A 21717-nucleotide genomic window follows, 5' to 3' on the forward strand; every position below is an offset into this window, starting at 1 on the left:
TTATTGATCAAACAGATCCCCCGCCTGCGGTCCCTTACTGGCCGGCAGGTCCATACCGAAGTGCAGATAGGCGTGGCGGGTCACCACCCTGCCCCGCGGCGTACGCATGATGAAGCCCTGCTGGATCAGATAGGGCTCCAGCACATCCTCGATGGTATGGCGTTCCTCACTGATCGCCGCGGCCAGGCTGTCAATGCCCACCGGGCCGCCATCGAACTTGTCGATCATGGTCAGCAGCAGGCGCCGGTCCATGTGATCGAAGCCCTGGGCATCCACATCCAGCAGGTCCAGCGCCCGGTCGGCGATCTCCCGGGTAATGCTGCCGGAGCCGCGCACTTCGGCATAGTCACGAACCCGACGCAGCAGCCGGTTGGCGATCCGCGGCGTACCCCGTGAGCGACGAGCGATCTCGAAGGCCCCCTCGGGGTGAATCTTCAGCCCCAGGATGCCCGCCGAACGGGAGACGATGGTGGCCAGATCCTCGTTACTGTAGAACTCCAGACGCTGGACAATACCGAAGCGGTCACGCAGCGGGTTGGTGAGCATGCCTGCGCGGGTAGTGGCGCCGATCAGAGTAAAGGGGGGCAGGTCGAGCTTGATCGAGCGCGCCGCCGGGCCCTCGCCGATCATGATGTCGAGCTGGTAGTCCTCCATCGCCGGGTACAGAATCTCTTCGACTACCGGCGACAGGCGATGAATCTCGTCGACAAAGAGCACATCGCCCTCTTCGAGACTGGTGAGCATGGCCGCCAGGTCCCCGGCGCGCTCCAGCACCGGGCCCGAGGTACTCTTGATCTTCACCCCCATTTCCTGGGCGACGATATTGGCCAGCGTGGTCTTGCCCAGGCCGGGTGGACCGAAGATGAGCAGATGATCCAGGGCCTCGCCGCGTCCGCGGGCAGCGGCCATGAACAGCTCCATCTGCTCGCGCACCGTCGGCTGACCTATGTAGTCGGCCAGGCGATAAGGCCGGATGGCCCGATCAATCATCTCTTCCTGCTGCCGTGGTCCGGCGGCGATCAAGCGGTCTTCTTCCAGCATGGGGTGTCCCGGGTAAACAGTTTCAGGTGACCGAAGTCAGAGCCTATCAGGCCATGCCCTTCAAGGCACGGCGGATCAATTCTTCGCTGCTGAGTCCTTCTTCCTTGATCGCATTTACCGCCCGGCTGGCCTCCTGAGGCTTGTAGCCCAGAGCAATGAGGGCACTGACCGCATCCGCGGTGCCCGAGGTTGCCTGCGCAGCGGGACCGGTTGCCAGCGGGGCCGTGCCGGGCAGGCTTTCCCAGGCCGTGAACTTGCCCTTGAGCTCGACCAGCAGACGTTCGGCAGTCTTCTTGCCCACCCCCGGCACCCGGGTCAGGGCGCTGGTATCCTGGGCCTGGACGGCGCCGATCAGCTCGTCCACCTCGAGCCCGGACATGAGCGCCAGCGCCAGCTTGGGCCCCACACCGTTGAGCCGGATCAGTTCACGGAACAGCTGACGATCACGCTTGTCGGCGAATGCATACAGCAGCTGCGCATCCTCGCGCACGACCAGATGGGTATGCAGGGTGGTCTTTTCGCCCAGCGCCGGCAATCGGTAGAAGGTGCTCATCGGCGCCTCCACCTCGTAACCCACACCACCCACATCCAGCAGAATCTGCGGTGGTTGCTTCTCCAGCAGTATGCCTGTAAGCCTACCAATCATTGTGCATCCCTTATGCGTCTGCCCGATTCATAATATTGCCCACGCCTGCCGAGCGCCTCAACGCCGCCGCATGCGACCGGCCCGCAGGCCGATCAAGCCGCCTCCGACCTGCTGCTTGAGCCCTATGGAGTGGGCATGGCACAGGGCGATTGCCAGCGCATCCGCCGCATCCGCCTGGGGGGTGCCGGAAAGGCCCAGCAGCTGGGTCACCATGTGCTGCACCTGGATCTTCTCCGCCGCTCCGGTTCCGACCACCGCCTGCTTGACCTGCCGCGCCGTATACTCATGCACCTGCAGCCCGGCGGATACCGCCGCCACTATGGCTGCCCCCCTTGCCTGCCCGAGCTTGAGCGCGGAATCCGGATTGCGCGCCAGGAAAACCTGCTCGATGCTGAGCACCTCGGGCCGGTACTGCGCGATCAGTTCGCTCAAGCCGTCGAAGATGTGTTTCAGACGTTCGGGGAACGGCCCGCTGCCCAGCCGGATGCAGCCGGAGGTGACGTACTCGCAGCCGTTGCGCCCGTCACGGATGATGCCGAAACCGGTGATGCGCGAGCCGGGGTCGATACCGAGAATCAGCGCCATGCAAGCAGCCATCCTGTGCCGGATAGACGAAAGGGAGGCAGCGCCTCCCTTTCAGCGAATGCCCTGACTATACCACTCACTCCATCTGCGCCAGAACATCGTCCGGAATGTCGGCGTTGCTGTAGACGTTCTGCACGTCGTCCAGATCCTCCAGCATGTCGACCAGGCGGATGACCTTCTGCGCAGTATCCAGATCCAGCTCGGTGGTGGTGGACGGGATCATGCTCACTTCCGCCGCCTCGCTGGTGAAACCGGCGGCATCCAGCGCATCCTTAACCGCGCCGAAATCCTCGAACGCGGTAAGCACGTCGATGGAGCCATCGTCATTGGTCACCACGTCCTCGGCGCCCGCTTCCAGCGCCGCCTCCATCAGGGCGTCCTCATCCACGCCCGGGGCATAGCTGATCTGGCCTCGGCGGGTGAACAGGTAAGCTACCGAGCCCTCGGTACCCAGGTTGCCACCGCACTTGTTGAAGGCATGACGGACCTCGGCGACGGTACGGTTACGGTTGTCGGTCATGGCCTCGACCAGGATGGCCACACCACCGGCGCCGTAACCCTCGTACACCAGCTCCTCGACGTTGTCCGCGTCGTTGCTGCCGGCACCCCGGGCGATGGCCCGGTCGATGGTGTCACGGGTCATGTTGGCGGTCAGAGCCTTGTCCACCGCCGAGCGCAGCCGCGGGTTGTCAGCCGGTTCCGGCCCACCCAGCTTGGCTGCCACGGTCAGCTCTCGGATGAGCTTGGTGAAGATCTTGCCCCGCTTGGCGTCCTGCGCCGCCTTGCGGTGTTTGATGTTGGCCCATTTGGAATGACCAGCCATGAAAACCTCCGTACTTGTTACATCCGGCATGCGTTGCACGCCGTTCGCACCGGGGCGGTGCTTCTACCCAAAAGACACCCTTCGCACCAGGGCGGTGGTCCTGCAAGAAAGAAGTGTCGCACTTGCGCCCTGTGGGAGCCGTGACCCCGCGGCGGAGCGGGATTTCGGGCGTGCGTTGCACGCCGTTCGCACCGGGACGGTGCTCCTACAGGGAGGAGCGGTGCCCGGGGCGAAGGGCTTGCGGCCTTATTCGACCTTGGGCTGCTCGCGCAGACGGATGTTCAGCTCGCGCAGTGCCTTGGCATCCACCGCACCCGGAGCCTGGGTCATGACACAGGCAGCGCTCTGGGTTTTCGGGAAGGCAATCACTTCGCGGATCGAGCTGGCGCCGGTCATCAGCATCACCAGACGGTCCAGACCGAAGGCCAGACCACCATGCGGCGGCGCGCCGTACTTGAGGGCGTCGAGCAGGAAGCCGAACTTCTCCTGCTGCTCCTCGGCACTGATACCGAGGATGTCGAACACCGCCTGCTGCATTTCCTTGCGGTGGATACGAATGGAACCGCCGCCCAGCTCGGTCCCGTTGAGCACCATGTCGTAGGCACGCGACAGCGCCGCCTGCGGGTTGGCCTGCAGCTCCTCGGGGGTGCACTTGGGCGCGGTGAAAGGGTGGTGCAGCGCACTCAGGCTGCCGTCGTCGTTCTCCTCGAACATCGGGAAGTCGACCACCCACAGCGGTGCCCACTCGCAGGTGAGCAGGTCCAGGTCATGACCCAGCTTGATGCGCAGGGCACCCAGCGCCTCGGAAACGATCCTGGCCTTGTCGGCACCGAAGAACACGATGTCGCCATCCACGGCGCCAACGCGATCCAGGATCACGTTCAGGTTGTCCTCGGGGATGAACTTGACGATCGGCGACTGCAGACCTTCGACGCCCTTGGCCCGTTCGTTGACCTTGATGTAGGCCAGGCCCTTGGCGCCGTAGATGCCGACGAACCTGGTGTAGTCATCGATCTGCTTGCGTGCCATGGAGGCGCCGCCGGGTACGCGCAGGGCAGCGACACGGCCCTTGGGATCGCTGGCCGGGCCACTGAATACCTTGAAGTCCACATCGGTCAGCTGGTCAGCCACGTCCACCAGCTCCAGCGGAATCCGCAGGTCGGGCTTGTCCGAACCGTAGCGGCGCATGGCTTCGTCATAGGGCATGTGCGGGAAGTCGGCCAGATCCACGTCCAGCACTTCCTTGAACAGGCCGCGGATCATGCCCTCGGTCAGGCCCATGATGTCCGACTCTTCGAGGAAGCTGGTCTCGATGTCGATCTGGGTGAATTCCGGCTGACGGTCGGCACGCAGGTCCTCGTCGCGGAAGCACTTGGCGATCTGGTAGTAGCGGTCGAAGCCCGCCACCATCAGCAGCTGCTTGAACAGCTGGGGCGACTGCGGCAGGGCGAAGAAGCTGCCGGGATGGGTACGGCTGGGTACCAGGTAGTCGCGTGCGCCCTCGGGAGTAGCACGGGTCAGGATCGGGGTTTCCACATCCAGGAAGCCGTTGTCGTCCAGATAGCGGCGAATGCTGCTGGTGATGCGCGAACGCAGTTTCAGTTTGGCGGCCATTTCCGGCCGACGCAGGTCGATGAAGCGGTAACGCAGGCGGGTTTCTTCGCCCACATCGGAATATTCGTCCAGCGGGAACGGCGGGGTCTCGGCCTGGTTGAGCACTTCCAGCTCGTAGCCCAGCACCTCGATGGCGCCGGAGGCCATGTTCGGGTTCACGGCGCCGGCCGGACGCGGGCGGACCTTGCCGCGCACCTTGACGACATACTCGCTGCGCACGCGGTCGGCCAGAGCGAAGGTCTCTTCCCGATCCGGGTCGAAGACCACCTGGGCCAGCCCTTCACGATCGCGGATATCAAGGAAGATAACGCCACCATGGTCGCGGCGACGGTGAACCCAGCCGCAGAGTGTCACTTCCTGGTCTGCCAGCGTTTCGTTCAACTGGCCGCAATAGTGGGTACGCATCATGAGTGTGGAATCCTGTTGTCGACAGAGTGGCTGCCCCGGCCGGATGGCCCGGCAGCCCGGATAGATAAAAGCGCCATAATATACCCGAAACCACCCGACTCAGGCGAGCATTGCCGGCGCAACGGCCAGGCCATAGGCACAACCAATACCGACAATTGGCAAACTCAGCTTGAGCGGCGCCTGCTTCGGCATATACTGAACAGACTTTTCGTAGCAAGCCTGGAGATCATAATGAAGATTGATATCGGTATCAGCCAGAAGGATCGTGAAGCGATCGCCAAGGGGCTGTCCCATCTGCTGGCAGACACCTATACCCTGTACCTGAAGACCCACAACTTCCACTGGAACGTGAAGGGGCCGATGTTCCAGACGCTGCACACCATGTTCGAAACCCAGTACAACGAGCTGGCACTGGCGGTGGACGAGATCGCCGAGCGCATCCGTACCCTGGGCTTCCCGGCGCCGGGCACCTACAAGGCCTTCGCTGAACTGAGCTCGATCAAGGAAGATGACGGCGTGCCGGCCGCAACCGACATGATCCGCTTGCTGGTCGAGGGTCACGAGACCTGTGCACGCACTGCACGCGAAGCTTTCCCGGCCTGCGACAAGGCCAGCGATGAGCCCAGTGCCGACCTGCTGACCCAGCGCATGCAGGAGCATGAAAAGACCGCGTGGATGCTGCGCAGCCTGCTGGAGAAGTAAGCTCTGTAGGAGCAGGCGAACGCCTGCTCCTCTCTCCCCTCCCCATCCGCTTTGTGACCGTCGACATTTCAGGTTAGAGTGCGCACCCGGCCATGACGCTTGTACAGCCGGTTTTTCACTCATAGAACAGTTACAACAGGATGGACCACCTTGAATAATCTCCGTTACCTTCACCTGATCGCAGGTCTGGCAGCGCTGCTGTGCGGCCTGTATTTCAGCCTGCCGTTCTTCTCCCGCCAGGGCGCCATCGATCTGACCGCCATTGCTGCCACACTGCTGGGCCTGGCCAACCTCCAGCAATTCAATGTCCAGCCACGCAAGCAGTCGGCTGTACGCAACGGCCTGAGTCTGCTGGGCTCGGCCCTGTTACTGGTCAGCGTGCTGCTGCCTCTGACCGTACTGCTGATCACCCCCACGGCCGGCCCGCTGCTGACCTGGGCCGTGGCTGCTGCCATTGCCGGAGTCTGCCTGCTGACCGTACTTACCCTGACCACCATGCTGTCGCTGGGCAGCGGCCGCAGCCGCGCCAGAGCAGACGGCCCGCGGGAAGCCGGCACCGTCAAGTGGTTCAACACCAGCAAGGGCTTCGGCTTCATTTCCCGGGACCAGGGTGACGACGTCTTCGTCCACTTCCGCGCCATCCGCGGCGAAGGCCACCGGGTACTGGAAGAAGGCCAGCGCGTCGAGTTCGTCGTCGCACGCCGGGAGAAGGGCCTGCAGGCCGAGGACGTACAACCCCTCGATTGAGAATCGGGAGCGCAGCCGCCGGCCGGGCACACCCGCCGGCGGCCATCGCTCAGTAATGGGGTGGCGGCTGATCCTCGTCCGCTTCCCCGGGCAGCGCTGCTGCCAGATCGGCCTGGCGCCGAGCCAGCAGTTCCACCGCCCGCTGCAGTCGCTCCAGTTCCAGCTCCTGCTTGCTCACCACGTCATTCAACGCCTGAATGGTGTCGTCCTGAAAGGCCAGCCGGGTCTCGAGATCATTCATCCGCTGTACAAGATCATCGCTGCTCATCGAAAACCCTCCCCATAACGAATGTTGGAAGTCAGCACCGTCTGCAACCGTCTGATGCATTCACCGACCTGTTCCTCGGTATAGGGCACTGCAGGCAGCTTCCCCCACACGGGCGCAGGCCAGGCAGGATCATGGCGATAACGCACGATATGGTGAATATGCAACTGGGGCACCATATTGCCAAGCGCAGCGACATTGATCTTGTGGGCGCCGAAGGCATCCTTCAGGGCTTCGCCCAGCCAGCAGGATTCATTCAGCAATTGCTGCCGATCAACTTGGTCGAGCTGGAATATCTCACTGACATCCTCACGCTGCGGAACAAGAATAAACCACGGATATTGAGAATCGTTTGCCAGAAGAAGTTTGCTTAGTTGGAACTCGCCGATAACGATACTGTCCTGGGCAAGTTGCGGATGCAGAGTGAACATACCGGATTCCTATGGATGACGGGTGCATTGGCAAAAGCACATCATGACGTAAATCAAGGAAATACATTTCCGACACGTTATGCTGGCTGACGAATAATAATATATCCGCCCGCACTGGCGGGCGCCTTGCTTATTTGAAAAACAGCAGGCAGATTTCTTTCGTATTTGAGGGTTTGGTGCTTTACTCATCCTCGACACCAGACAAAGAAGCTGCTTGAAGTACTTATACAAAAGCATATTCACCGGAAGGAGCAGGTAACATGAGAACCACTATCAGATGGAGTTCCATCGCTCTGGCAGTTGCACTGGGCAATGGACTTATCGCCACTCAGGCCGTCGCTCAGGGAGAAGGTTTTGTTGAGGGGGCCTCCGCCACCCTGAGCAACCGCACCTTCTATTTCAACCGTGATTTCCGTGACAACGTTGGGCAGAGCAAGCGCGAGGAAACCGCCACCGGTTTCGCACTGCACTTCCAGTCCGGTTACACCGAAGGCCCGGTAGGCCTGGGCGCCGATGTGCTGGCTCTGGCAGGCATCAAACTGGACAGCGGCCGCGGCCGCGCCGGCACCGGACTGCTGCCGGTGGACAATGACGGTTCCGTACCGAACGAATACTCCGAGATTCGCGGTGCAGTGAAAGCCAACTTCGGTGGTGACACCGTACTGCGCTACGGCTACCACCTGCCGGAAAACCCGGTCATCGCCTACGAAGACTCCCGCCTGCTGCCCAACCACTACTTCGGTTACAGCATCACCAACACCTCGATCGATGGTCTGTTTCTGGAAGCCGGTCGTATGACCGACCGCGGTGAAATGAACGACTCCGCCGAGTATGAAGATCCCTATGGTTTCTCCGGCGGCGATATCGATCATGACAAGGTGACCTACCTGGGCGGTACCTACGAGTTCAGCGACAACCTCAGCGCCTCGCTGTATACCTCCAAGGCCGAAGACCTGTGGAAGCGCCACTTCGCCGGTATCACCCATACCGCCGAGCTGGGCAATGGCCTGAACCTGACCACCGATCTGGCCCACTACCATACCTCCGACGACAGCCCGGTGGGTGAGGAATTCGGCAACAAGGCCACCTCGCTGGCCTTCACCCTGGGTGCCGGCTTCCATGACTTCACCGTAGCCTACCAGCGCATGGGCGGGGACTCCGGTTATGAATATGCCGACAACGCCATCTATCTGGCCAACTCGGTTCAGGTCATCGACTTCAACGCCAAGGACGAGCGCTCCTGGCAGGCCCGCTACGACTACAACTTCGAAGGCATGGGTATTCCCGGTCTGAGCTTCATGACCCGTTATGTGCGTGGCAGCAATATCGACACCGACTTTGTCGGCATTGATCGCGACACCCGCTGGGAACGCAGCACCGACCTGCGCTACACCATCCAGCGCGGCGCGCTGCAGGGCCTGGACCTGACCTGGCGTAACGCAACTGTCCGTCAGGACGCAGGCCTGGATGGGGGCGATATCGACGAGAACCGTCTGATCGCCTCCTACACCTGGACCCTGCTCTGAGCACCACCCTGCTGTAACCCCGAAGAACCCGGCTCCGGCCGGGTTCTTCGTTTCTGCACCGACAGGCCGCCGAGGCCCGCTGACAGGCTATACGTCCATGGGGCGCGAACGTACAATAGACGCCATTTCCCGATCTTCTCTCAGCAGGACACCACCCAGCCATGCGCACCAGCCAATATCTGATCTCCACCCTCAAGGAAACTCCCAGCGACGCCGTCGTCATCAGCCACCAGCTGATGCTGCGCGCGGGCATGATCCGACGGATCGCCTCGGGGCTCTACACCTGGCTGCCGATGGGCCTGCGGGTGCTGCGCAAGGTGGAAGACATCGTGCGTGACGAGATGAACAAGGCCGGCGCCCTGGAGGTGCTGATGCCCGCCATCCAGCCCGCCGAACTGTGGCAGGAATCCGGCCGCTGGGAACAGTATGGCCCCGAACTGCTGCGCCTGAAGGACCGCCACGACCGCGAGTTCTGTGTCGGCCCGACCCACGAGGAAGTCATCACCGAGCTGGCCCGCAACGAGATCACCAGCTACAAGCAGCTGCCGCTGAACATGTATCAGATCCAGACCAAGTTCCGCGACGAGATCCGTCCGCGTTTCGGCCTGATGCGCGCCCGGGAATTCATCATGAAGGACGCCTACTCCTTCCACATGGATCAGGCCTCCCTGCAGCAGACCTACGACCGCATGTACCAGGCCTACAGCAACATCTTCACCCGTCTGGGTCTGGAGTTCCGCCCTGTGGTGGCGGACAACGGCTCCATCGGCGGTGAAGGTTCCCACGAGTTCCACGTGCTGGCCGAGTCCGGTGAGGACGACATCGTGTTCTCCGACACCGGCCGTTACGCGGCCAACATCGAGAAGGCCACCGCCCAGCTGCCCCAGGGCGAGCGTCCGGCGCCGAGCCAGCAGATGCAGCTGGTCGACACCCCCGACCAGACCACCATCGAGGCGGTGTGCCAGTTCCTCGACCTGCCGGCAACCCGGACCGTCAAGTCGCTGATCGTGCTCGGTGCCGCCGAAAAGGATCAGCCCCAGCCGCTGGTTGCGCTGATCCTGCGTGGCGACCATGAGCTGAACGAGATCAAGGCCGAAAACCACCCGGCCGTCCATGCTCCGCTGACCTTCGCCAGCGAAGCGCAGATCCAGCAGGCGCTGGGCTGCAAGCCGGGCTCCATCGGTCCGGTCGGCATGAACATCAAGGTCATTGCCGACCACAGCGCGGCCCATCTGGCCGACTTCGTCTGCGGCGCCAATCAGGACGGCAAGCACCTGACCGGCGTCAACTGGGATCGCGATGCCCGTTACGACGAGGTGGCCGACCTGCGCAACGTGGTCGAAGGGGATATCAGCCCTGATGGCGACGGCAAGCTGGTGATCAAGCGCGGTATCGAGGTCGGCCATATCTTCCAGCTGGGCCGAAAGTACAGCGAGGCCATGGGCTGCAGCGTACTCAACGAACAGGGCAAGACCAGCACCCTGCTGATGGGCTGCTACGGCATCGGCGTGTCCCGCGTGGTGGCTGCCGCCATCGAGCAGAACTATGACGACCGCGGCATCCTCTGGCCCGACGCCCTGGCCCCCTTCCAGGTCGCCCTGGTGCCGATGAAGATGGAAAGCTCCGACGCCGTGCGCGAAGCCACCGAACAGCTCTACTCCGCGCTGCAGCAGGCGGGCGTGGAAGTGCTGCTGGACGACCGCGACAAGAAGACCAGCCCCGGGGTGAAATTTGCCGACATGGACCTGATCGGCATTCCGCACCGGGTGGTCATCAGTGACCGCGGCCTGGCTGAAGGTCAACTGGAATACAAGTACCGCCGCGCCGAGAACGCCGAGAGCGTGCCCGCGGACCAGATGTTCGACTTCCTGCTCAAACGTATCGGACGTTCATGAAAACAGCGCTGCATAATTCACTGGCACCCTGGGCAGTCTGGCTGTGCGCCGGCCTGCTGCTCAGCGGTTGCAGCACCCAGCAGCCGGCCAGCCCGGCTGCCAACCGTGTCGAGCACAATCTGGTCAGCCACACCCTGAGCATTGACGCAGGCGAACCACGGGTACTGTCCCGCCCCCAGCGGATCATCCGGGTAACCGAGCACAAGCTGCATGAAGTCATCGAGCTGGATGCCGAGGGCCGACAGCTGAGCAGCCGGGAGAGCTACCAGACGGTGCCCTGGGCCAACCAGACGCTGACCCTGATTGCCGAAGGTCAGGAGTTTGCGCTGCAGACCGACCATGAAGGTGCGGTACGCCTGAACCTGCTGGAGGAGCAGTTCGTGGATCTGGACCTGAACCAGCTTCGCGCCATTGAACTGGTTGCCAGAACCAACGGCAATGTAGTTGCCGAGGCCGACCTGCTGGTCAGCCGCGAGCTGCGCAGTCTGCTGCAGCAGGCCGTGCCGCTGATCTACGACAGCCTGGAGGAAGGGGATGTCGACCAGTGGGTGAGCCGCGTCCGGCAGCTGGAAGCCCTGGGCCTGAGCGAGGAATCCACCCAGCTGGAGAACATGCTCATACTGCTGACGATCGGCGATCCGGAGCTGCAGTTCGAGTTCGTCGAAGCCCTCGACCGGCAACAGGCACAGGACCACAACGGACAGCCCTGACATGCTGCGCAACACATGGATAGTGTTATGTCTTCTGCTCTGCACCGCCCCGGGAGTCGGGGCAGTGAGCCAGAGCCCGCCGGTCGACCCCGAGCTGCGTGCGCTGCTGATGGAGGCGGTGTCCCAGGCTGACAGCTTCAGTGACGCCTTCGATGCCCAGGTCTGGCTGCTGGACATGTCCACGCGAATGCGCCGCTATATCCCCGACGAGGCCGAGCGTCTGCGCTTTCTGCGTCTGGTGCACCGCGAAGCTACCCGCGCCGGGCTCAAGCCCGACCTGGTATTGGCGGTCATTCATGTGGAAAGCCTGTTCGACCGCTTCGCCCTGTCCCGGGCTGGCGCCCAGGGCATCATGCAGGTCATGCCCTTCTGGAAAAACGAACTGGGCCGGCCGGATGACAACCTGATAGACCTGGCCACCAACCTGCGTTACGGCTGCACCATTCTCAAGTACTACCTGGATCTGGAAAAAGGTGATCTGCGGCGCGCCCTGGCCCGCTACAACGGCAGCCTGGGCAGTCACAGGTACCCGGACAAGGTGCAGGAATACTGGTACCGCTATTGGTACGTCCGCGACTGAGTCCGCTCAGTTCCGGTCCTGATCCAGCAGTGCCAGCAGGGATGCTTCGGTCTGCGGCCCGGGCAGGCTGTGCACCAGCTCACCGGCGGGATTGAAAATGTAGGTGGTAGGCAGCACCTGCGGGCGCTCCAGCTCCAGACTCTTCTCGAAGTCCTGCCCCATCACCGGAAAGGCAATCCCCATGCGGTCGGACAGTTCGCGCAGCTCCTCACCGCTGACACCGTCGTAATTGACGCCGAATACGCGGATATCCGGCCGCGCCGCCGCCAGCCGGTTGAACTCAGGCAACTCGTGCAGACAGGGAGCACACCACTCTGCCCAGTAGTTGACCACCACCCAGTTGCCCTGCAGCTCGGTCCTGGCCACGGCTTCGCCCTGGTGATCGCGCCACTGCTCGCTGCCGCAGCCGGCCAGCCCGAACGCTGCAATCACCAGCGTTACCCACAACCACTTTCTCATGCGCCCTCCCCCTCCGCGTTCGCCTGGCCGTCATCCGCCAGCCAGCTGCGCAGGCTGCCGTCCAGCACCAGCCGGCGACAGTCTTCCAGCCTCTGCAGCGCTTCGCGCAGCGGCGGATACCAGTCTTCATGCTGCCCCAGTGTAACCGGCAATTGCGCCACCGATGGCATGGGTTCGGGCAGGCTGCCCAGCAGTTCGGCCAGCGTCATCTGCCCGGGGTCGCGGCTCAGCACATAGCCGCCCTGCTGGGCACGGGTGATCAGTCGCTGCTGCTCCATCCACTCGGTCAGGTCCAGCCACTGGTCTTCGGGCATGATCCAACCCGAGGCGTTGACCCCGGGCAGATCGACCACCTGCCCGCTTTTCTGCGCCTGCATGAACACTCGCAGCAGTGCCAGCAGGCTGAGCAACCAGGGCTGGGCCGGACGCTGCCAGGCGGCGCTGCTGCCCAGATTGCACACCAGTTCGGCACCGAACAGGATGATCAACCAGCTGACATAGATCCACAGCAGAAACAGCGGGAAGGTGGCAAAGGCGCCGTAGATCAGCTGGAAGCTGGGAAACAGCGCGACATACAGGGCAAAGCACGCCTTGGCTCCCTCGAACAGCAACGCCACCAGCACACCACCGGCCAATGCATGGCGAAAACGCACCCGAGTGTTGGGTACGGCGGCGAAGATCAGGGTAAAAGCGGCAATGCTCAGCATCAGCGGCAGCCAGGCGAGCAGCTCCTTCCAGGCCGAAGCCAGCATGGCGTCGCCGGTGAGAAAGGACAGCGAAGCCAGATAGGTACTGACCACGAAACCGGCTCCCAGCAACAGGGGTCCCAGACTGAGCACCGCCCAGTACAGCAGAAAGCTCGACAGCCCGCGTCGGGGCTGGCGGATACGCCAGATGGCATTGAAGGATTTTTCGATATTCACCAGCATCAGGAAGGCAGTGACCATCAGCAGCGCCACACCGATGCCGGTGAGCTGCCGGGCCTGCTGGGAGAATTCGCTGAGGTATTCGCGCAGCGCCGCCCCGGTGGAGGGCACGAAGTTGTCGAAGATGAAACCCTCGATCTGGCTGCCGACCTGACTGAAGGCCGGGATCGCCGCCAGCATCGCGTAGGTCACAGTCATTACCGGCACCACGGCAAACAGCGTGGTGTAGGTCAGGGCAGCGGCATTCTTGGGACAGTTATCCTCGCCAAAGCGGCGCAGCAGGTAGCGACAGAAGTGCATCAGCCGCTGGAGTCGACGTGTCATTCATGTTCCCTGACAATGGTTGCAAGTACCTGCGCTGGACGGAACCGGTGCAAGGACTTGTCCCGTAACACCGCCGGATGGCTTTTCCAGAGCGCTTTAGGCTTAGAATAGCGGGCAAGCCCGGCTTAAACCACCCACAGGATCTGATTGGAGAGCTGCCATGTCCAAGGTCTGTATCTATCACAACCCCCGTTGTTCAAAGTCCCGCCAGGCGCTGGCGCTGCTGGAGCAGCAGGGAGACGAGCTGGAAATCGTCGAGTACATTGAGACACCCCCGGACAGCGCCACCCTCAGCGCCCTGCTGCAGCAGCTGGGCATGAACGCCCGGGACCTGATGCGTCGGGGAGAGGATATCTACAAGGAACTCAAGCTGGACAACCCGGACCTGAGCGAGGCCGAGCTGGTTCAGGCCATGGTCGATTACCCGCGCCTGATCGAGCGCCCCATCGTCATCCGTGACGGCAAGGCCATCGTTGCCCGCCCACCGGAGAAAGTCCTGGAGCTCTACGCATGACTGCACCCTATGTACTGGTTCTCTACTACAGCCATAACGGCGCCACCGCGCGCATGGCCCGCCTGATCGCCGAAGGTGTCGAGCAGGCCGGGATCGAAGCGCGGGTGCGCACCGTGCCCAAGGTGTCCCCGGAAACCCGCGCCAGCGCACCGGAGATTCCCGAGTCCGGCGCCCTGTACTGCACCGAGGATGATCTGAAGCATTGCTCGGCGCTGATTCTCGGCAGCCCGACCCGCTTCGGCAACATGGCCGCGCCGCTCAAGTACTTCATCGACGGCACCAGCAGCCTGTGGCTGTCGGGCAGTCTGGCCGGCAAGCCCGCCGCGGTCTTCACCACCACTGCCAGCCTGCACGGCGGGCAGGAAAGCACCCTGCTGTCCATGCAGCTGCCGCTGCTGCACCACGGCATGCTGCTGGTGGGTCTGCCCTACAGCGAGAGCGCACTGACCGAAACCCGCGGCGGCGGTACGCCGTATGGCGCCAGCCACCATGCCGGTGCGGACGGCTCCCGCCCGCTCGACCAGCATGAAAGCACCCTGTGCCGGGCGCTGGGCAAGCGTGTGGGCACGGTTACCCGGCAGCTGCTGGCAGGAGCTGCCCATGTCCAGAGCTGACAAGCCGCTGCCGCCGCTGAGCTACCTGCAACCGCGCATCCGCCTGAGCCGCCTGCTGGCGGCGCTGGGCTATGCCGGGCTGCTGGCCTGCCTGTTCATCTACAACGCCTTCATCGCCGACCTGCACGGCGCCAACCCGCTGGTCATTGTCAGCGTGCTGATCGTGCCGCTGCTGATCTTCCTCCCGGGCATAGCGCTGGGCAATGTGCGCGCCCATGCCTGGCTGTGCTTTGCCATCAACCTGTATTTCATCTACGGCGTGCAGACCTGCTTCGTACCGGGCAAGCAGCTGTATGGGGGGATACTGGTGGCAACCAGCGTGCTGTATTTCGTCGCCGCGCTGGGCTATGTGCGCTGGAGTTATCAGGCACAGCGGGTGCGCAACACGGCGGTTGCAGCGCAGCACCAGCCAGGCTGAACTCACCGCCGCCCGGCTCGCCGGAGTCTGTTATTGTGCGGAGCAAGGCGCGAGGAGTGAAGTTTGGTATTCCAAATGAACGACGAGCTACGCAGCGCCGCGCAATAACAGGCCCGGCGCTACCAGCCCATTACCCGCTTGACGAAGGGAATGGTCAGCTTGTGCTGGGCCTGCAGGGAGGCCTGATCCAGCTGCTCCAGCGCCGCGAAAAGCTCACCCATGCCCCGGGCACCGCGACTGAGGATGTAGCGCGCCACCTCGTCGGGCAGCTGCAGCCCGCGGCGCTCGGCACGCATCTTCAGCATCTGCTGCTTGGCCTCGTCGTCCAGCGACTGCAGCTGGAACACCAGCCCCCAGCCCAGGCGTGACACCAGATCCGGCAGTTGGAACCCCAGCACCCGGGGCGCCGCACCGGCGGCCATGAGCAGGCGGCCCTGACGCTGCTGAATGCGGTTGTAGAGATGGAACAGACTCTCTTCCCAGTCACTATGCCCGGCCAGCACATCCAGGCCATCGAGACACAGCAGGTCGACTTCATCCATGCCCTCGAGCAGGCCGGGACCGTGGTCGATCACCTCGTCCAGGGGCAGATACATGGCCAGGGAACCGGCTTCGGCCATGCGGTGGCAGGCCGCCTGCAGCAGATGGGAGCGCCCGCTGTCGGGTGCACCCCAGATGTAGACGCAGCGCTCTTCGGGGGTCTGCAACGGGTCCGACAGGCGCTGCAGCACATCCAGCACCCCGGCATTGGGGCCACCGAAGAAGCTGTCGAAGGTTGCCTCGTCCCGGAGCTTGACGCCCAGGGGCAGCTGCATGGGTTGACCGGACATCAGACGCGCCCCGTCACGACAGTAACCGCATTACCCATGGGCCGCCTTAACCGCGCCAACGGAAATAGAGTGTGGGCAGCGCCGGGGCAGCCGGTTCGACCGGCTGCTGAGTGGCGGCCACGTCCGGCGCGGCCGAGTCTTCCTCATCTGCCATCTCGGCTGACTCCGCCTCAGCTACCGGCGACTCGGGGGCGTTGGGGTCCAGCTCGACAAGGGGCAGATCGGTCTGTTCCGTTTGAACCGACTCGAACTCCGGCTCGGGCTCCGGCTCACGCACCGGCTCCTCGATCCGCTGCAGGCGCATATCCAGCCCCAGCATGCGTTCGAGCTGCTCCTCACTGCCCGGGAAGCTGACCTGCAGCACCACTTCATCCCCTTCGATGCTCAGCAGCCGCGGCTGCTGCTGGGTACCCAGCCGGCGCAGCATGCCCAGCAGAGCGGAGTAGGCGCCCACGCCGTCGACACCCTGCACATGCAGACGCCACTCGGCATGCTCGCCGGTGGCAGCAGCAGGAATGGCGTACTGGGCAAAGACCTGAGCGGCCAGGGCCTGCATCAGCTCGTCGGCCGCCTGGGTGGCAGAGCCGCTGATGGTCCCGGACTGGTGCTGATCATTGAGCCACAGGGTCCACTGCAACTCGGTGTTCTCGTCGGAGCCGCCGGCAACCAAGGCCAGAGTGCCATCAGCGGGATAGCGCTTGCTGGCTTCCAGCAGCTCTTCGCTGCTGGCCTGACGAATGACCTGCTCGCTGACCAGGCTCAGGTCCTGCAGATCAGCGAGGGGAAAGCTCAGGGCCACCCCGCGATGCTGTGCTGCCTGCTTCAGCAGCAATGCCCGGGGAGCCACCGGGCTAAGCAGTCTGTCGCCCAGTTCCCCGGCTTCTACGGCCCACAGCAGTATGCCCGGTCGGTTGGGCCCCAGCAGCGGCTGACCGGACTGCTTGAGTACACGACCCAGGGCATCGGGCTCGAACTGGATGCGCAGCTGCCCGCCTTCAGCGGTGGCGATCCGGCTCATCAATTCCTGGGGAGATTTGAGGGCGTTGGCGATAGCCTGGTGCTTCAGATCAACATTCTGGCCGGCCAGGCGTTGCAACATGACCACGGTGGCCTCACGCAGGGCCTGATCACGGCTCTGGTCTTCCTGCTGGGTGAGTTGAACCTGGTAGAGGTTATCCAGTACAGCGGCCGGAGCGTGGAGCGCGGCCACAAGAGCCATGCCTGACAGGAGCGCGCGGATGCCTTGCTTGAAACCCATGGTCATTCCATATGATGATGCTGCCGCGCCGAAAACGGCCTGCTACAGCGGTCGTAAAGCGCATACATTAAACAAGCACCGCTGCGGCGGCAACCGCAGCGCGCAAAGTTGTCCGGGCATGGTCGGGCAGCGCTGGAATTTGCTACACTAGCGCGCTATATCGCGACACCCCCTTGCGGGTCTGTTCGCCTCCTCCCTTTGATGACTCGAGACCCACGCATGAGCAGCCAAACGCCCTCCAAGCCTTCCATCAGTTACAAGGACGCCGGTGTCGATATCGACGCAGGCAATGCGCTTGTAGATCGTATCAAGCACGTCGCCAAACGCACCGCACGCCCGGAAGTCATGGGTGGCCTCGGCGGCTTCGGCGCGCTGTGCGAGATTCCCGCCGGCTACAAGCAGCCGGTGCTGGTATCGGGTACCGACGGTGTGGGCACCAAGCTGCGCCTGGCGATGGATCTGGGCAAGCATGACCAGATTGGTATCGATCTGGTGGCCATGTGCGTGAACGACCTGGTGGTATGTGGCGCCGAGCCGCTGTTCTTCCTCGACTACTACGCCACCGGCAAACTCAATGTGGACGTCGCCGCCCAGGTGGTCACCGGTATCGGTGCCGGTTGCGAACTGGCCGGCTGTGCGCTGGTCGGTGGCGAGACCGCCGAGATGCCCGGCATGTACGAAGGTGATGACTACGACCTGGCCGGTTTCTGCGTCGGTGTGGTGGAGAAGAGCGAGATCATCGACGGCAGCAAGGTGCAGGCCGGCGACGTGCTGCTCGCCCTGCCCTCCTCCGGCCCGCACTCCAATGGCTACTCGCTGATCCGCAAGATCATCGAGGTCGCCGGTGCCGACATCCAGAACATCCAGCTCGACGGCAAGCCCCTGACCGAGCTGCTGATGGCCCCCACCCGCATCTACGTCAAGGCACTGCTGCAACTGATCCGTGAGACCGGTGCGGTCAAGGCCATGGCCCACATCACCGGTGGCGGCCTGCTGGAGAACATTCCCCGCGTACTGCCCCAGGGCGCCAGTGCCAGCATCGACCTGAGCAGCTGGCAGCGCCCGGCAGTGTTCAACTGGCTGCAGGAGCAGGGCAACGTCGACGAGACCGAAATGCACCGCGTGCTCAACTGCGGCGTGGGCATGGTCATCTGCGTCGCCGCAGACCAGGCCGAGCGCGCCCTGCAGGTGCTGCGTGACGCCGGGGAATCGCCCTGGGTCATCGGTGCCATCGAACAGGCCGACGCCAGTGGCGAGGCCGTCGTACTGCGCAGCGGCAACTGATACGTGGGTTGCCGCACCGTCATCCTGATCTCCGGATCAGGCAGCAACCTGCAGGCATTCATCGATACCCTGCACCCCGAGCAGGCTGACATCGTCGCGGTCATTTCCAACCGCGCCGATGCCTATGGACTGGAACGGGCGGCCCGAGCCGGCATCCCCCATGCCGTGCTCAGCCACAGGGACTACCCGGACCGCGCCAGCTACGATCAGGCGCTGGCCGCGCTGATCGACAGCTACCAGCCGGAGCTGGTGATACTCGCCGGTTTCATGCGCATCCTCACCCCCGGGTTCGTCAGCCACTACCTGGGCCGCCTGCTGAACATCCACCCCTCCCTGCTGCCCAAGTACACCGGGCTGCATACCCACCAGCGTGCCCTGGAAGCCGGTGACAGCGAACACGGCGCCACCGTACACTTCGTTACCGAGGAACTGGACGGCGGGCCGGCAATCATGCAATCCCACGTACCGGTACTGCCCGATGACACGGCCGACAGTCTGGCCGAGCGCGTGCGCAACACCGAGCACCGTCTCTACCCGCTGGCTGCCAGCCTGTACATCGAAGGACGTCTGCGCCTGGAGGATGGCCGGGCCCTGCTGGACGGCTCGCCCCTGCCGGCCAGCGGCCTGCGGCTGGACCAATTTGAAATGGACATGCGAGGTAACCGCAATGACTGACAAGCTCTCCTCACTGTGCCGCAGACCGGGCCGCTGGCTGATGGCTGCGGTACTGAGCCTGGGCAGCAGCCTGGCCCTGGCCCAACCTTTCCAGCCCTTTACCGCCAGCTACGCGGCGGACATGAAGAACATCCCGGTCAATGGTGAAGCCGTGCACAGCCTGGCTCAGAACACCGATGGCACCTGGTCGCTGAACTTTCACGCCAGCATGTTCGTCGCCCGACTGACCGAGGAAAGCACCCTGCGCCTCGAAGGCGAAGAGGTCGTCCCCCTCACCTACCGCTACCAGCGCAAGGGCCTGGGCCGCAGCCGGGAAACCACCCAGCAGTTTGACTGGGCCAATGGCGAAGTACGGGGCGTGCACAAGAAGGAAGAGTTCACCCTGCCGACCCAGCCGGGCCTGCTGGACAAGACCACCTACCAGCTGGCGCTGCAGCGCGATCTGATGGCCGGCAAGACCGAGATGAGCTATCTGGTGCTGGATGGCGACGAGATAGAGCAGTACCAGTTCCGCGTGACCGGCGAGGACAGAGTCACCACGCGTAACGGCCAGTTTGACGCGGTGGAAGTGCAGCGAGTACGCGAACCCGACGCCCGCCGGGAAACCACCCTGTGGTTCGCCAAGGACTGGAACTACCTGCTGGTGCGTCTGAGTCAGGTGGAAACCGATGGGCAGCACTATCAGATCGTACTCAAGGAAGCGACCGTGAACGGTCAGCCCGTCGCGGGCAATCCCATCGGCGGAAACTGATCACGGGCGTGCCATGCGCGCCGTTCGCACCGAGGCGGTGCTCCTACAGCGACAGCTACCTGCAAACTCCGTTGTAGGAGCACCCGCCCCGGGTGCGATTGGGGGTAATCCGCATTGGGCGTGCTGTGCACGCCGTTCGCACCGGAGGCGGTGCTCCTACAGGCACAGCTACCTCCAAACTCCGGTGTAGGAGCACCCGCCCCGGGTGCGATTGGGGGTAATCCGCATTGGGCGTGCTGCGCGCGCCGTTCGCACCGAAGGCGGTGCTCCTACGGGCACAGCTACCTCCAAACTCCGTTGTAGGAGCACCCGCCCCGGGTGCGAATACCGGCAACACCGAGGCGGAGATCCGCCTCAGCCGATGAACTTCTCACCCGCTTCAGCCCGACGCACCAGCCCTTCAGCCGGCTTCCAGAACTCGCCACGCTCGGCTTCGAACGTGCGGATCTGCTCCAGCACCACATCCAGACCCAGGCTGTCGGCGTAGGCCATCGGACCACCGCGCTCGGCCGGGAAGCCGTAACCGAAACGGTATACGCGATCGATATCCTCGGCGCTTTCGGCAAAGCCCTCATCCAGAATCCGCGCACCTTCGTTGATCAGGGCCAGAATGCAACGCTGAACGATTTCCTCGTTGCTCACCTCGCGCTGGGTGTAACCGGCTTCCTCGGCCACTTCACGGGCCATCATGTCGGTTTCCGGATCATGGATGGCCTGACGGCTGCCCGGCTCGTAGCGGTAGAAACCGTGGCCGCTCTTCTGACCGAAACGGCCCATCTCGCACAGACGGTTGTCCAGCCACACGATCGGCTCACCACGGCCCAGACCGGCCAGCTGACGGGAGCGCCAGCCCAGATCCACACCCACCACGTCGTACATACGGTACGGACCCATGGCCATGCCGAAGCCCTGCAGCGCCTGGTCGACCTGCCACGGAGTGGCGCCTTCCAGTACGACTTCGCGGGACTGGCGCGAGTACATGGACAGCATGCGGTTGCCAATGAAGCCGTGGCAGTTGCCCGCCAGTACCGCTTCCTTGCCGATCTTCTTGCCGACCGCCAGACAGGCGTCCAGCACGTCCTGAGCAGTGGCCTTGCCACGCACCACTTCCAGCAGCTTCATGATGTGGGCCGGGCTGAAGAAGTGCAGACCCAGCACCTGGGCCGGACGCTGGGTCGCCGAGGCGATCTCGTCGATATCCAGGTAGGAGGTGTTGGTGGCCAGAATGGCGGACGGCTTGGTCGCCTTGTCCAGCTCGGCGAAGATGGTCTTCTTCAGATCCATGTTCTCGTACACGGCTTCAACAACCAGGTCCACGTCCTTCAGGTCGGCATAGTCCTGGGTGGTGCTGATGCGGCCGAGGCGGGCCTTGGCTTCGGCCTCATCAAAGCGCTGCTGGGCGACCGAACGCTTGTACACGCTGTCGATCTCGACCAGGCCCTTCTCCAGCATCTCCGCGTTCACGTCCAGCCATACGACCGGGTAACCGGCATTGGCAAAGTTCATGACAATGCCCCGCCCCATGGTGCCGGCACCGATAACCCCTACTTTCTTGATGTCTTCGAACGAAGCCATGACAGGCCCTCTTTGTTGCTTGAATGAGTGGGCAATACCTTACGCAAAACGCCTGTTCAATAGAACGCAGGGGCTGCTCAGGCAGCTTATTCACAGCGTGAATGCAACGGCGGGCA

At 63.3% G+C, this 21717-nt stretch carries 24 protein-coding genes; 12 read left to right on the top strand and 12 right to left on the bottom strand.

Going from position 1 to position 21717, the window contains the following annotated elements; all coding sequences use genetic code 11:
- The 5 genes from ruvB to aspS form a co-directional block, all read right to left on the bottom strand.
- On the bottom strand, positions 1-1041 hold the full coding sequence (ruvB, locus tag BM046_RS06405; protein ID WP_090538132.1) for a Holliday junction branch migration DNA helicase RuvB: 1041 nt from the start codon (positions 1039-1041) through the stop codon (positions 1-3).
- 46 nt (positions 1042-1087) lie between these two features.
- The gene (gene ruvA / locus BM046_RS06410; protein ID WP_090538134.1) at positions 1088-1687 is read right to left on the bottom strand and encodes a Holliday junction branch migration protein RuvA; all 600 of its coding nucleotides are present in this window, start codon (positions 1685-1687) and stop codon (positions 1088-1090) included.
- Between the two features lie 57 nt (positions 1688-1744).
- Complete coding sequence (gene ruvC, locus BM046_RS06415) at positions 1745-2272, bottom strand: crossover junction endodeoxyribonuclease RuvC (protein WP_090538135.1); 528 nt, start codon at positions 2270-2272, stop codon at positions 1745-1747.
- Positions 2273-2348: 76 nt separating this feature from the next.
- A complete protein-coding gene (locus tag BM046_RS06420; protein WP_090538137.1) occupies positions 2349-3095 on the bottom strand; it encodes a YebC/PmpR family DNA-binding transcriptional regulator in 747 nt (248 codons plus the stop codon).
- 246 nt (positions 3096-3341) lie between these two features.
- The gene (gene aspS, locus BM046_RS06425) at positions 3342-5117 is read right to left on the bottom strand and encodes an aspartate--tRNA ligase (protein WP_090538139.1); all 1776 of its coding nucleotides are present in this window, start codon (positions 5115-5117) and stop codon (positions 3342-3344) included.
- Between the two features lie 231 nt (positions 5118-5348).
- Between aspS and BM046_RS06430 the strand changes: the two genes are divergently transcribed.
- Together BM046_RS06430 and BM046_RS16545 are read left to right on the top strand one after the other, a co-directional pair.
- Entirely contained in the window at positions 5349-5819 is a 471-nt protein-coding gene (locus BM046_RS06430) for a Dps family protein (RefSeq protein ID WP_090538142.1), read from the top strand.
- A 150-nt stretch (positions 5820-5969) separates the two neighbouring features.
- A complete protein-coding gene (locus BM046_RS16545) occupies positions 5970-6566 on the top strand; it encodes a cold-shock protein (protein WP_090538144.1) in 597 nt (198 codons plus the stop codon).
- 49 nt (positions 6567-6615) lie between these two features.
- Here BM046_RS16545 and BM046_RS06440 read toward each other — a convergent pair whose 3' ends face one another.
- Complete coding sequence (locus BM046_RS06440) at positions 6616-6834, bottom strand: SlyX family protein (RefSeq protein ID WP_090538146.1); 219 nt, start codon at positions 6832-6834, stop codon at positions 6616-6618.
- A complete protein-coding gene (locus BM046_RS06445) occupies positions 6831-7262 on the bottom strand; it encodes an HIT domain-containing protein (protein WP_090538148.1) in 432 nt (143 codons plus the stop codon). The genes BM046_RS06440 and BM046_RS06445 overlap by 4 nt, the downstream gene beginning before the upstream one ends.
- A gap of 260 nt (positions 7263-7522) precedes the next feature.
- Between BM046_RS06445 and BM046_RS06450 the strand changes: the two genes are divergently transcribed.
- The 4 genes from BM046_RS06450 (at position 7523) to BM046_RS06465 (ending at position 11973) form a co-directional block, all read left to right on the top strand.
- Entirely contained in the window at positions 7523-8788 is a 1266-nt protein-coding gene (locus BM046_RS06450; protein ID WP_090538150.1) for an OprD family porin, read from the top strand.
- 161 nt (positions 8789-8949) lie between these two features.
- A complete protein-coding gene (locus BM046_RS06455; RefSeq protein ID WP_090538152.1) occupies positions 8950-10683 on the top strand; it encodes a proline--tRNA ligase in 1734 nt (577 codons plus the stop codon).
- Complete coding sequence (locus tag BM046_RS06460) at positions 10680-11393, top strand: hypothetical protein (RefSeq protein ID WP_090538154.1); 714 nt, start codon at positions 10680-10682, stop codon at positions 11391-11393. The genes BM046_RS06455 and BM046_RS06460 overlap by 4 nt, the downstream gene beginning before the upstream one ends.
- Before the next feature lies 1 nt (position 11394).
- A complete protein-coding gene (locus BM046_RS06465; protein WP_090538156.1) occupies positions 11395-11973 on the top strand; it encodes a lytic transglycosylase domain-containing protein in 579 nt (192 codons plus the stop codon).
- Positions 11974-11979: 6 nt separating this feature from the next.
- On the opposite strand, the gene BM046_RS06470 is transcribed toward BM046_RS06465, so the two are convergent.
- Together BM046_RS06470 and BM046_RS06475 are read right to left on the bottom strand one after the other, a co-directional pair.
- Positions 11980-12432: a TlpA family protein disulfide reductase gene (locus BM046_RS06470; protein ID WP_090538158.1), complete on the bottom strand. Its 453-nt coding sequence runs from the start codon at positions 12430-12432 to the stop codon at positions 11980-11982.
- Positions 12429-13682, bottom strand: a complete 1254-nt coding sequence (locus tag BM046_RS06475) for a YihY family inner membrane protein (RefSeq protein WP_090538160.1) — start codon at positions 13680-13682, stop codon at positions 12429-12431. The genes BM046_RS06470 and BM046_RS06475 overlap by 4 nt, the downstream gene beginning before the upstream one ends.
- 160 nt (positions 13683-13842) lie before the next feature.
- Between BM046_RS06475 and arsC the strand changes: the two genes are divergently transcribed.
- The 3 genes from arsC to BM046_RS06490 are packed head-to-tail and all read left to right on the top strand — an operon-like array spanning position 13843 to position 15228.
- Complete coding sequence (arsC, locus tag BM046_RS06480) at positions 13843-14196, top strand: arsenate reductase (glutaredoxin) (RefSeq protein WP_090538163.1); 354 nt, start codon at positions 13843-13845, stop codon at positions 14194-14196.
- Positions 14193-14810 (top strand): NAD(P)H:quinone oxidoreductase, encoded by a 618-nt coding sequence (gene wrbA / locus BM046_RS06485; protein WP_090538165.1) that lies wholly within the window; start codon positions 14193-14195, stop codon positions 14808-14810. The genes arsC and wrbA overlap by 4 nt, the downstream gene beginning before the upstream one ends.
- Positions 14797-15228, top strand: a complete 432-nt coding sequence (locus BM046_RS06490) for a DUF2069 domain-containing protein (protein ID WP_090538168.1) — start codon at positions 14797-14799, stop codon at positions 15226-15228. Before wrbA ends, BM046_RS06490 begins: the two co-directional genes overlap by 14 nt.
- A 119-nt stretch (positions 15229-15347) precedes the next feature.
- Here BM046_RS06490 and hda read toward each other — a convergent pair whose 3' ends face one another.
- Both hda and BM046_RS06500 read right to left on the bottom strand, forming a co-directional pair.
- Positions 15348-16058: a DnaA regulatory inactivator Hda gene (gene hda / locus BM046_RS06495; RefSeq protein ID WP_090538170.1), complete on the bottom strand. Its 711-nt coding sequence runs from the start codon at positions 16056-16058 to the stop codon at positions 15348-15350.
- A gap of 46 nt (positions 16059-16104) precedes the next feature.
- On the bottom strand, positions 16105-17316 hold the full coding sequence (locus BM046_RS06500) for a DUF2066 domain-containing protein (protein WP_177197810.1): 1212 nt from the start codon (positions 17314-17316) through the stop codon (positions 16105-16107).
- Positions 17317-17535: 219 nt separating this feature from the next.
- Here BM046_RS06500 and purM point away from each other — a divergent pair, with 219 nt between their 5' ends.
- Genes purM through BM046_RS06515 form a run of 3 tightly spaced genes read left to right on the top strand, consistent with a single transcriptional unit; the run spans position 17536 to position 20026 of the window.
- A complete protein-coding gene (gene purM, locus BM046_RS06505; protein WP_090538176.1) occupies positions 17536-18600 on the top strand; it encodes a phosphoribosylformylglycinamidine cyclo-ligase in 1065 nt (354 codons plus the stop codon).
- Between the two features lie 3 nt (positions 18601-18603).
- A complete protein-coding gene (purN, locus tag BM046_RS06510) occupies positions 18604-19275 on the top strand; it encodes a phosphoribosylglycinamide formyltransferase (RefSeq protein ID WP_090538178.1) in 672 nt (223 codons plus the stop codon).
- Positions 19276-19312: 37 nt separating this feature from the next.
- Complete coding sequence (locus BM046_RS06515) at positions 19313-20026, top strand: DUF3108 domain-containing protein (protein WP_407920438.1); 714 nt, start codon at positions 19313-19315, stop codon at positions 20024-20026.
- A 354-nt stretch (positions 20027-20380) separates the two neighbouring features.
- Here BM046_RS06515 and BM046_RS06520 read toward each other — a convergent pair whose 3' ends face one another.
- Positions 20381-21601: a 3-hydroxyacyl-CoA dehydrogenase gene (locus BM046_RS06520; RefSeq protein ID WP_090538182.1), complete on the bottom strand. Its 1221-nt coding sequence runs from the start codon at positions 21599-21601 to the stop codon at positions 20381-20383.
- Between the last annotated feature and the right edge of the window lie 116 nt (positions 21602-21717).

The organism is Halopseudomonas formosensis, from assembly GCF_900115905.1.
Lineage (GTDB): Bacteria > Pseudomonadota > Gammaproteobacteria > Pseudomonadales > Pseudomonadaceae > Halopseudomonas > Halopseudomonas formosensis.

Coding starts and splice junctions, on each gene's coding strand:
- BM046_RS06460 (WP_090538154.1), top strand. CDS start 10,680: ATGAAAACAGCGCTGCATAATTCACTGGCACCCTGGGCAGTCTGGCTG.
- BM046_RS06450 (WP_090538150.1), top strand. CDS start 7,523: ATGAGAACCACTATCAGATGGAGTTCCATCGCTCTGGCAGTTGCACTG.
- ruvC (WP_090538135.1), bottom strand. CDS start 2,272: ATGGCGCTGATTCTCGGTATCGACCCCGGCTCGCGCATCACCGGTTTC.
- BM046_RS06490 (WP_090538168.1), top strand. CDS start 14,797: ATGTCCAGAGCTGACAAGCCGCTGCCGCCGCTGAGCTACCTGCAACCG.
- BM046_RS06445 (WP_090538148.1), bottom strand. CDS start 7,262: ATGTTCACTCTGCATCCGCAACTTGCCCAGGACAGTATCGTTATCGGC.
- wrbA (WP_090538165.1), top strand. CDS start 14,193: ATGACTGCACCCTATGTACTGGTTCTCTACTACAGCCATAACGGCGCC.
- BM046_RS06500 (WP_177197810.1), bottom strand. CDS start 17,316: ATGGGTTTCAAGCAAGGCATCCGCGCGCTCCTGTCAGGCATGGCTCTT.
- BM046_RS06420 (WP_090538137.1), bottom strand. CDS start 3,095: ATGGCTGGTCATTCCAAATGGGCCAACATCAAACACCGCAAGGCGGCG.
- BM046_RS06465 (WP_090538156.1), top strand. CDS start 11,395: ATGCTGCGCAACACATGGATAGTGTTATGTCTTCTGCTCTGCACCGCC.
- hda (WP_090538170.1), bottom strand. CDS start 16,058: ATGTCCGGTCAACCCATGCAGCTGCCCCTGGGCGTCAAGCTCCGGGAC.
- aspS (WP_090538139.1), bottom strand. CDS start 5,117: ATGATGCGTACCCACTATTGCGGCCAGTTGAACGAAACGCTGGCAGAC.
- BM046_RS06475 (WP_090538160.1), bottom strand. CDS start 13,682: ATGACACGTCGACTCCAGCGGCTGATGCACTTCTGTCGCTACCTGCTG.
- BM046_RS06470 (WP_090538158.1), bottom strand. CDS start 12,432: ATGAGAAAGTGGTTGTGGGTAACGCTGGTGATTGCAGCGTTCGGGCTG.
- ruvA (WP_090538134.1), bottom strand. CDS start 1,687: ATGATTGGTAGGCTTACAGGCATACTGCTGGAGAAGCAACCACCGCAG.
- purM (WP_090538176.1), top strand. CDS start 17,536: ATGAGCAGCCAAACGCCCTCCAAGCCTTCCATCAGTTACAAGGACGCC.
- BM046_RS06520 (WP_090538182.1), bottom strand. CDS start 21,601: ATGGCTTCGTTCGAAGACATCAAGAAAGTAGGGGTTATCGGTGCCGGC.
- ruvB (WP_090538132.1), bottom strand. CDS start 1,041: ATGCTGGAAGAAGACCGCTTGATCGCCGCCGGACCACGGCAGCAGGAA.
- BM046_RS06430 (WP_090538142.1), top strand. CDS start 5,349: ATGAAGATTGATATCGGTATCAGCCAGAAGGATCGTGAAGCGATCGCC.
- arsC (WP_090538163.1), top strand. CDS start 13,843: ATGTCCAAGGTCTGTATCTATCACAACCCCCGTTGTTCAAAGTCCCGC.
- BM046_RS06440 (WP_090538146.1), bottom strand. CDS start 6,834: ATGAGCAGCGATGATCTTGTACAGCGGATGAATGATCTCGAGACCCGG.
- BM046_RS06455 (WP_090538152.1), top strand. CDS start 8,950: ATGCGCACCAGCCAATATCTGATCTCCACCCTCAAGGAAACTCCCAGC.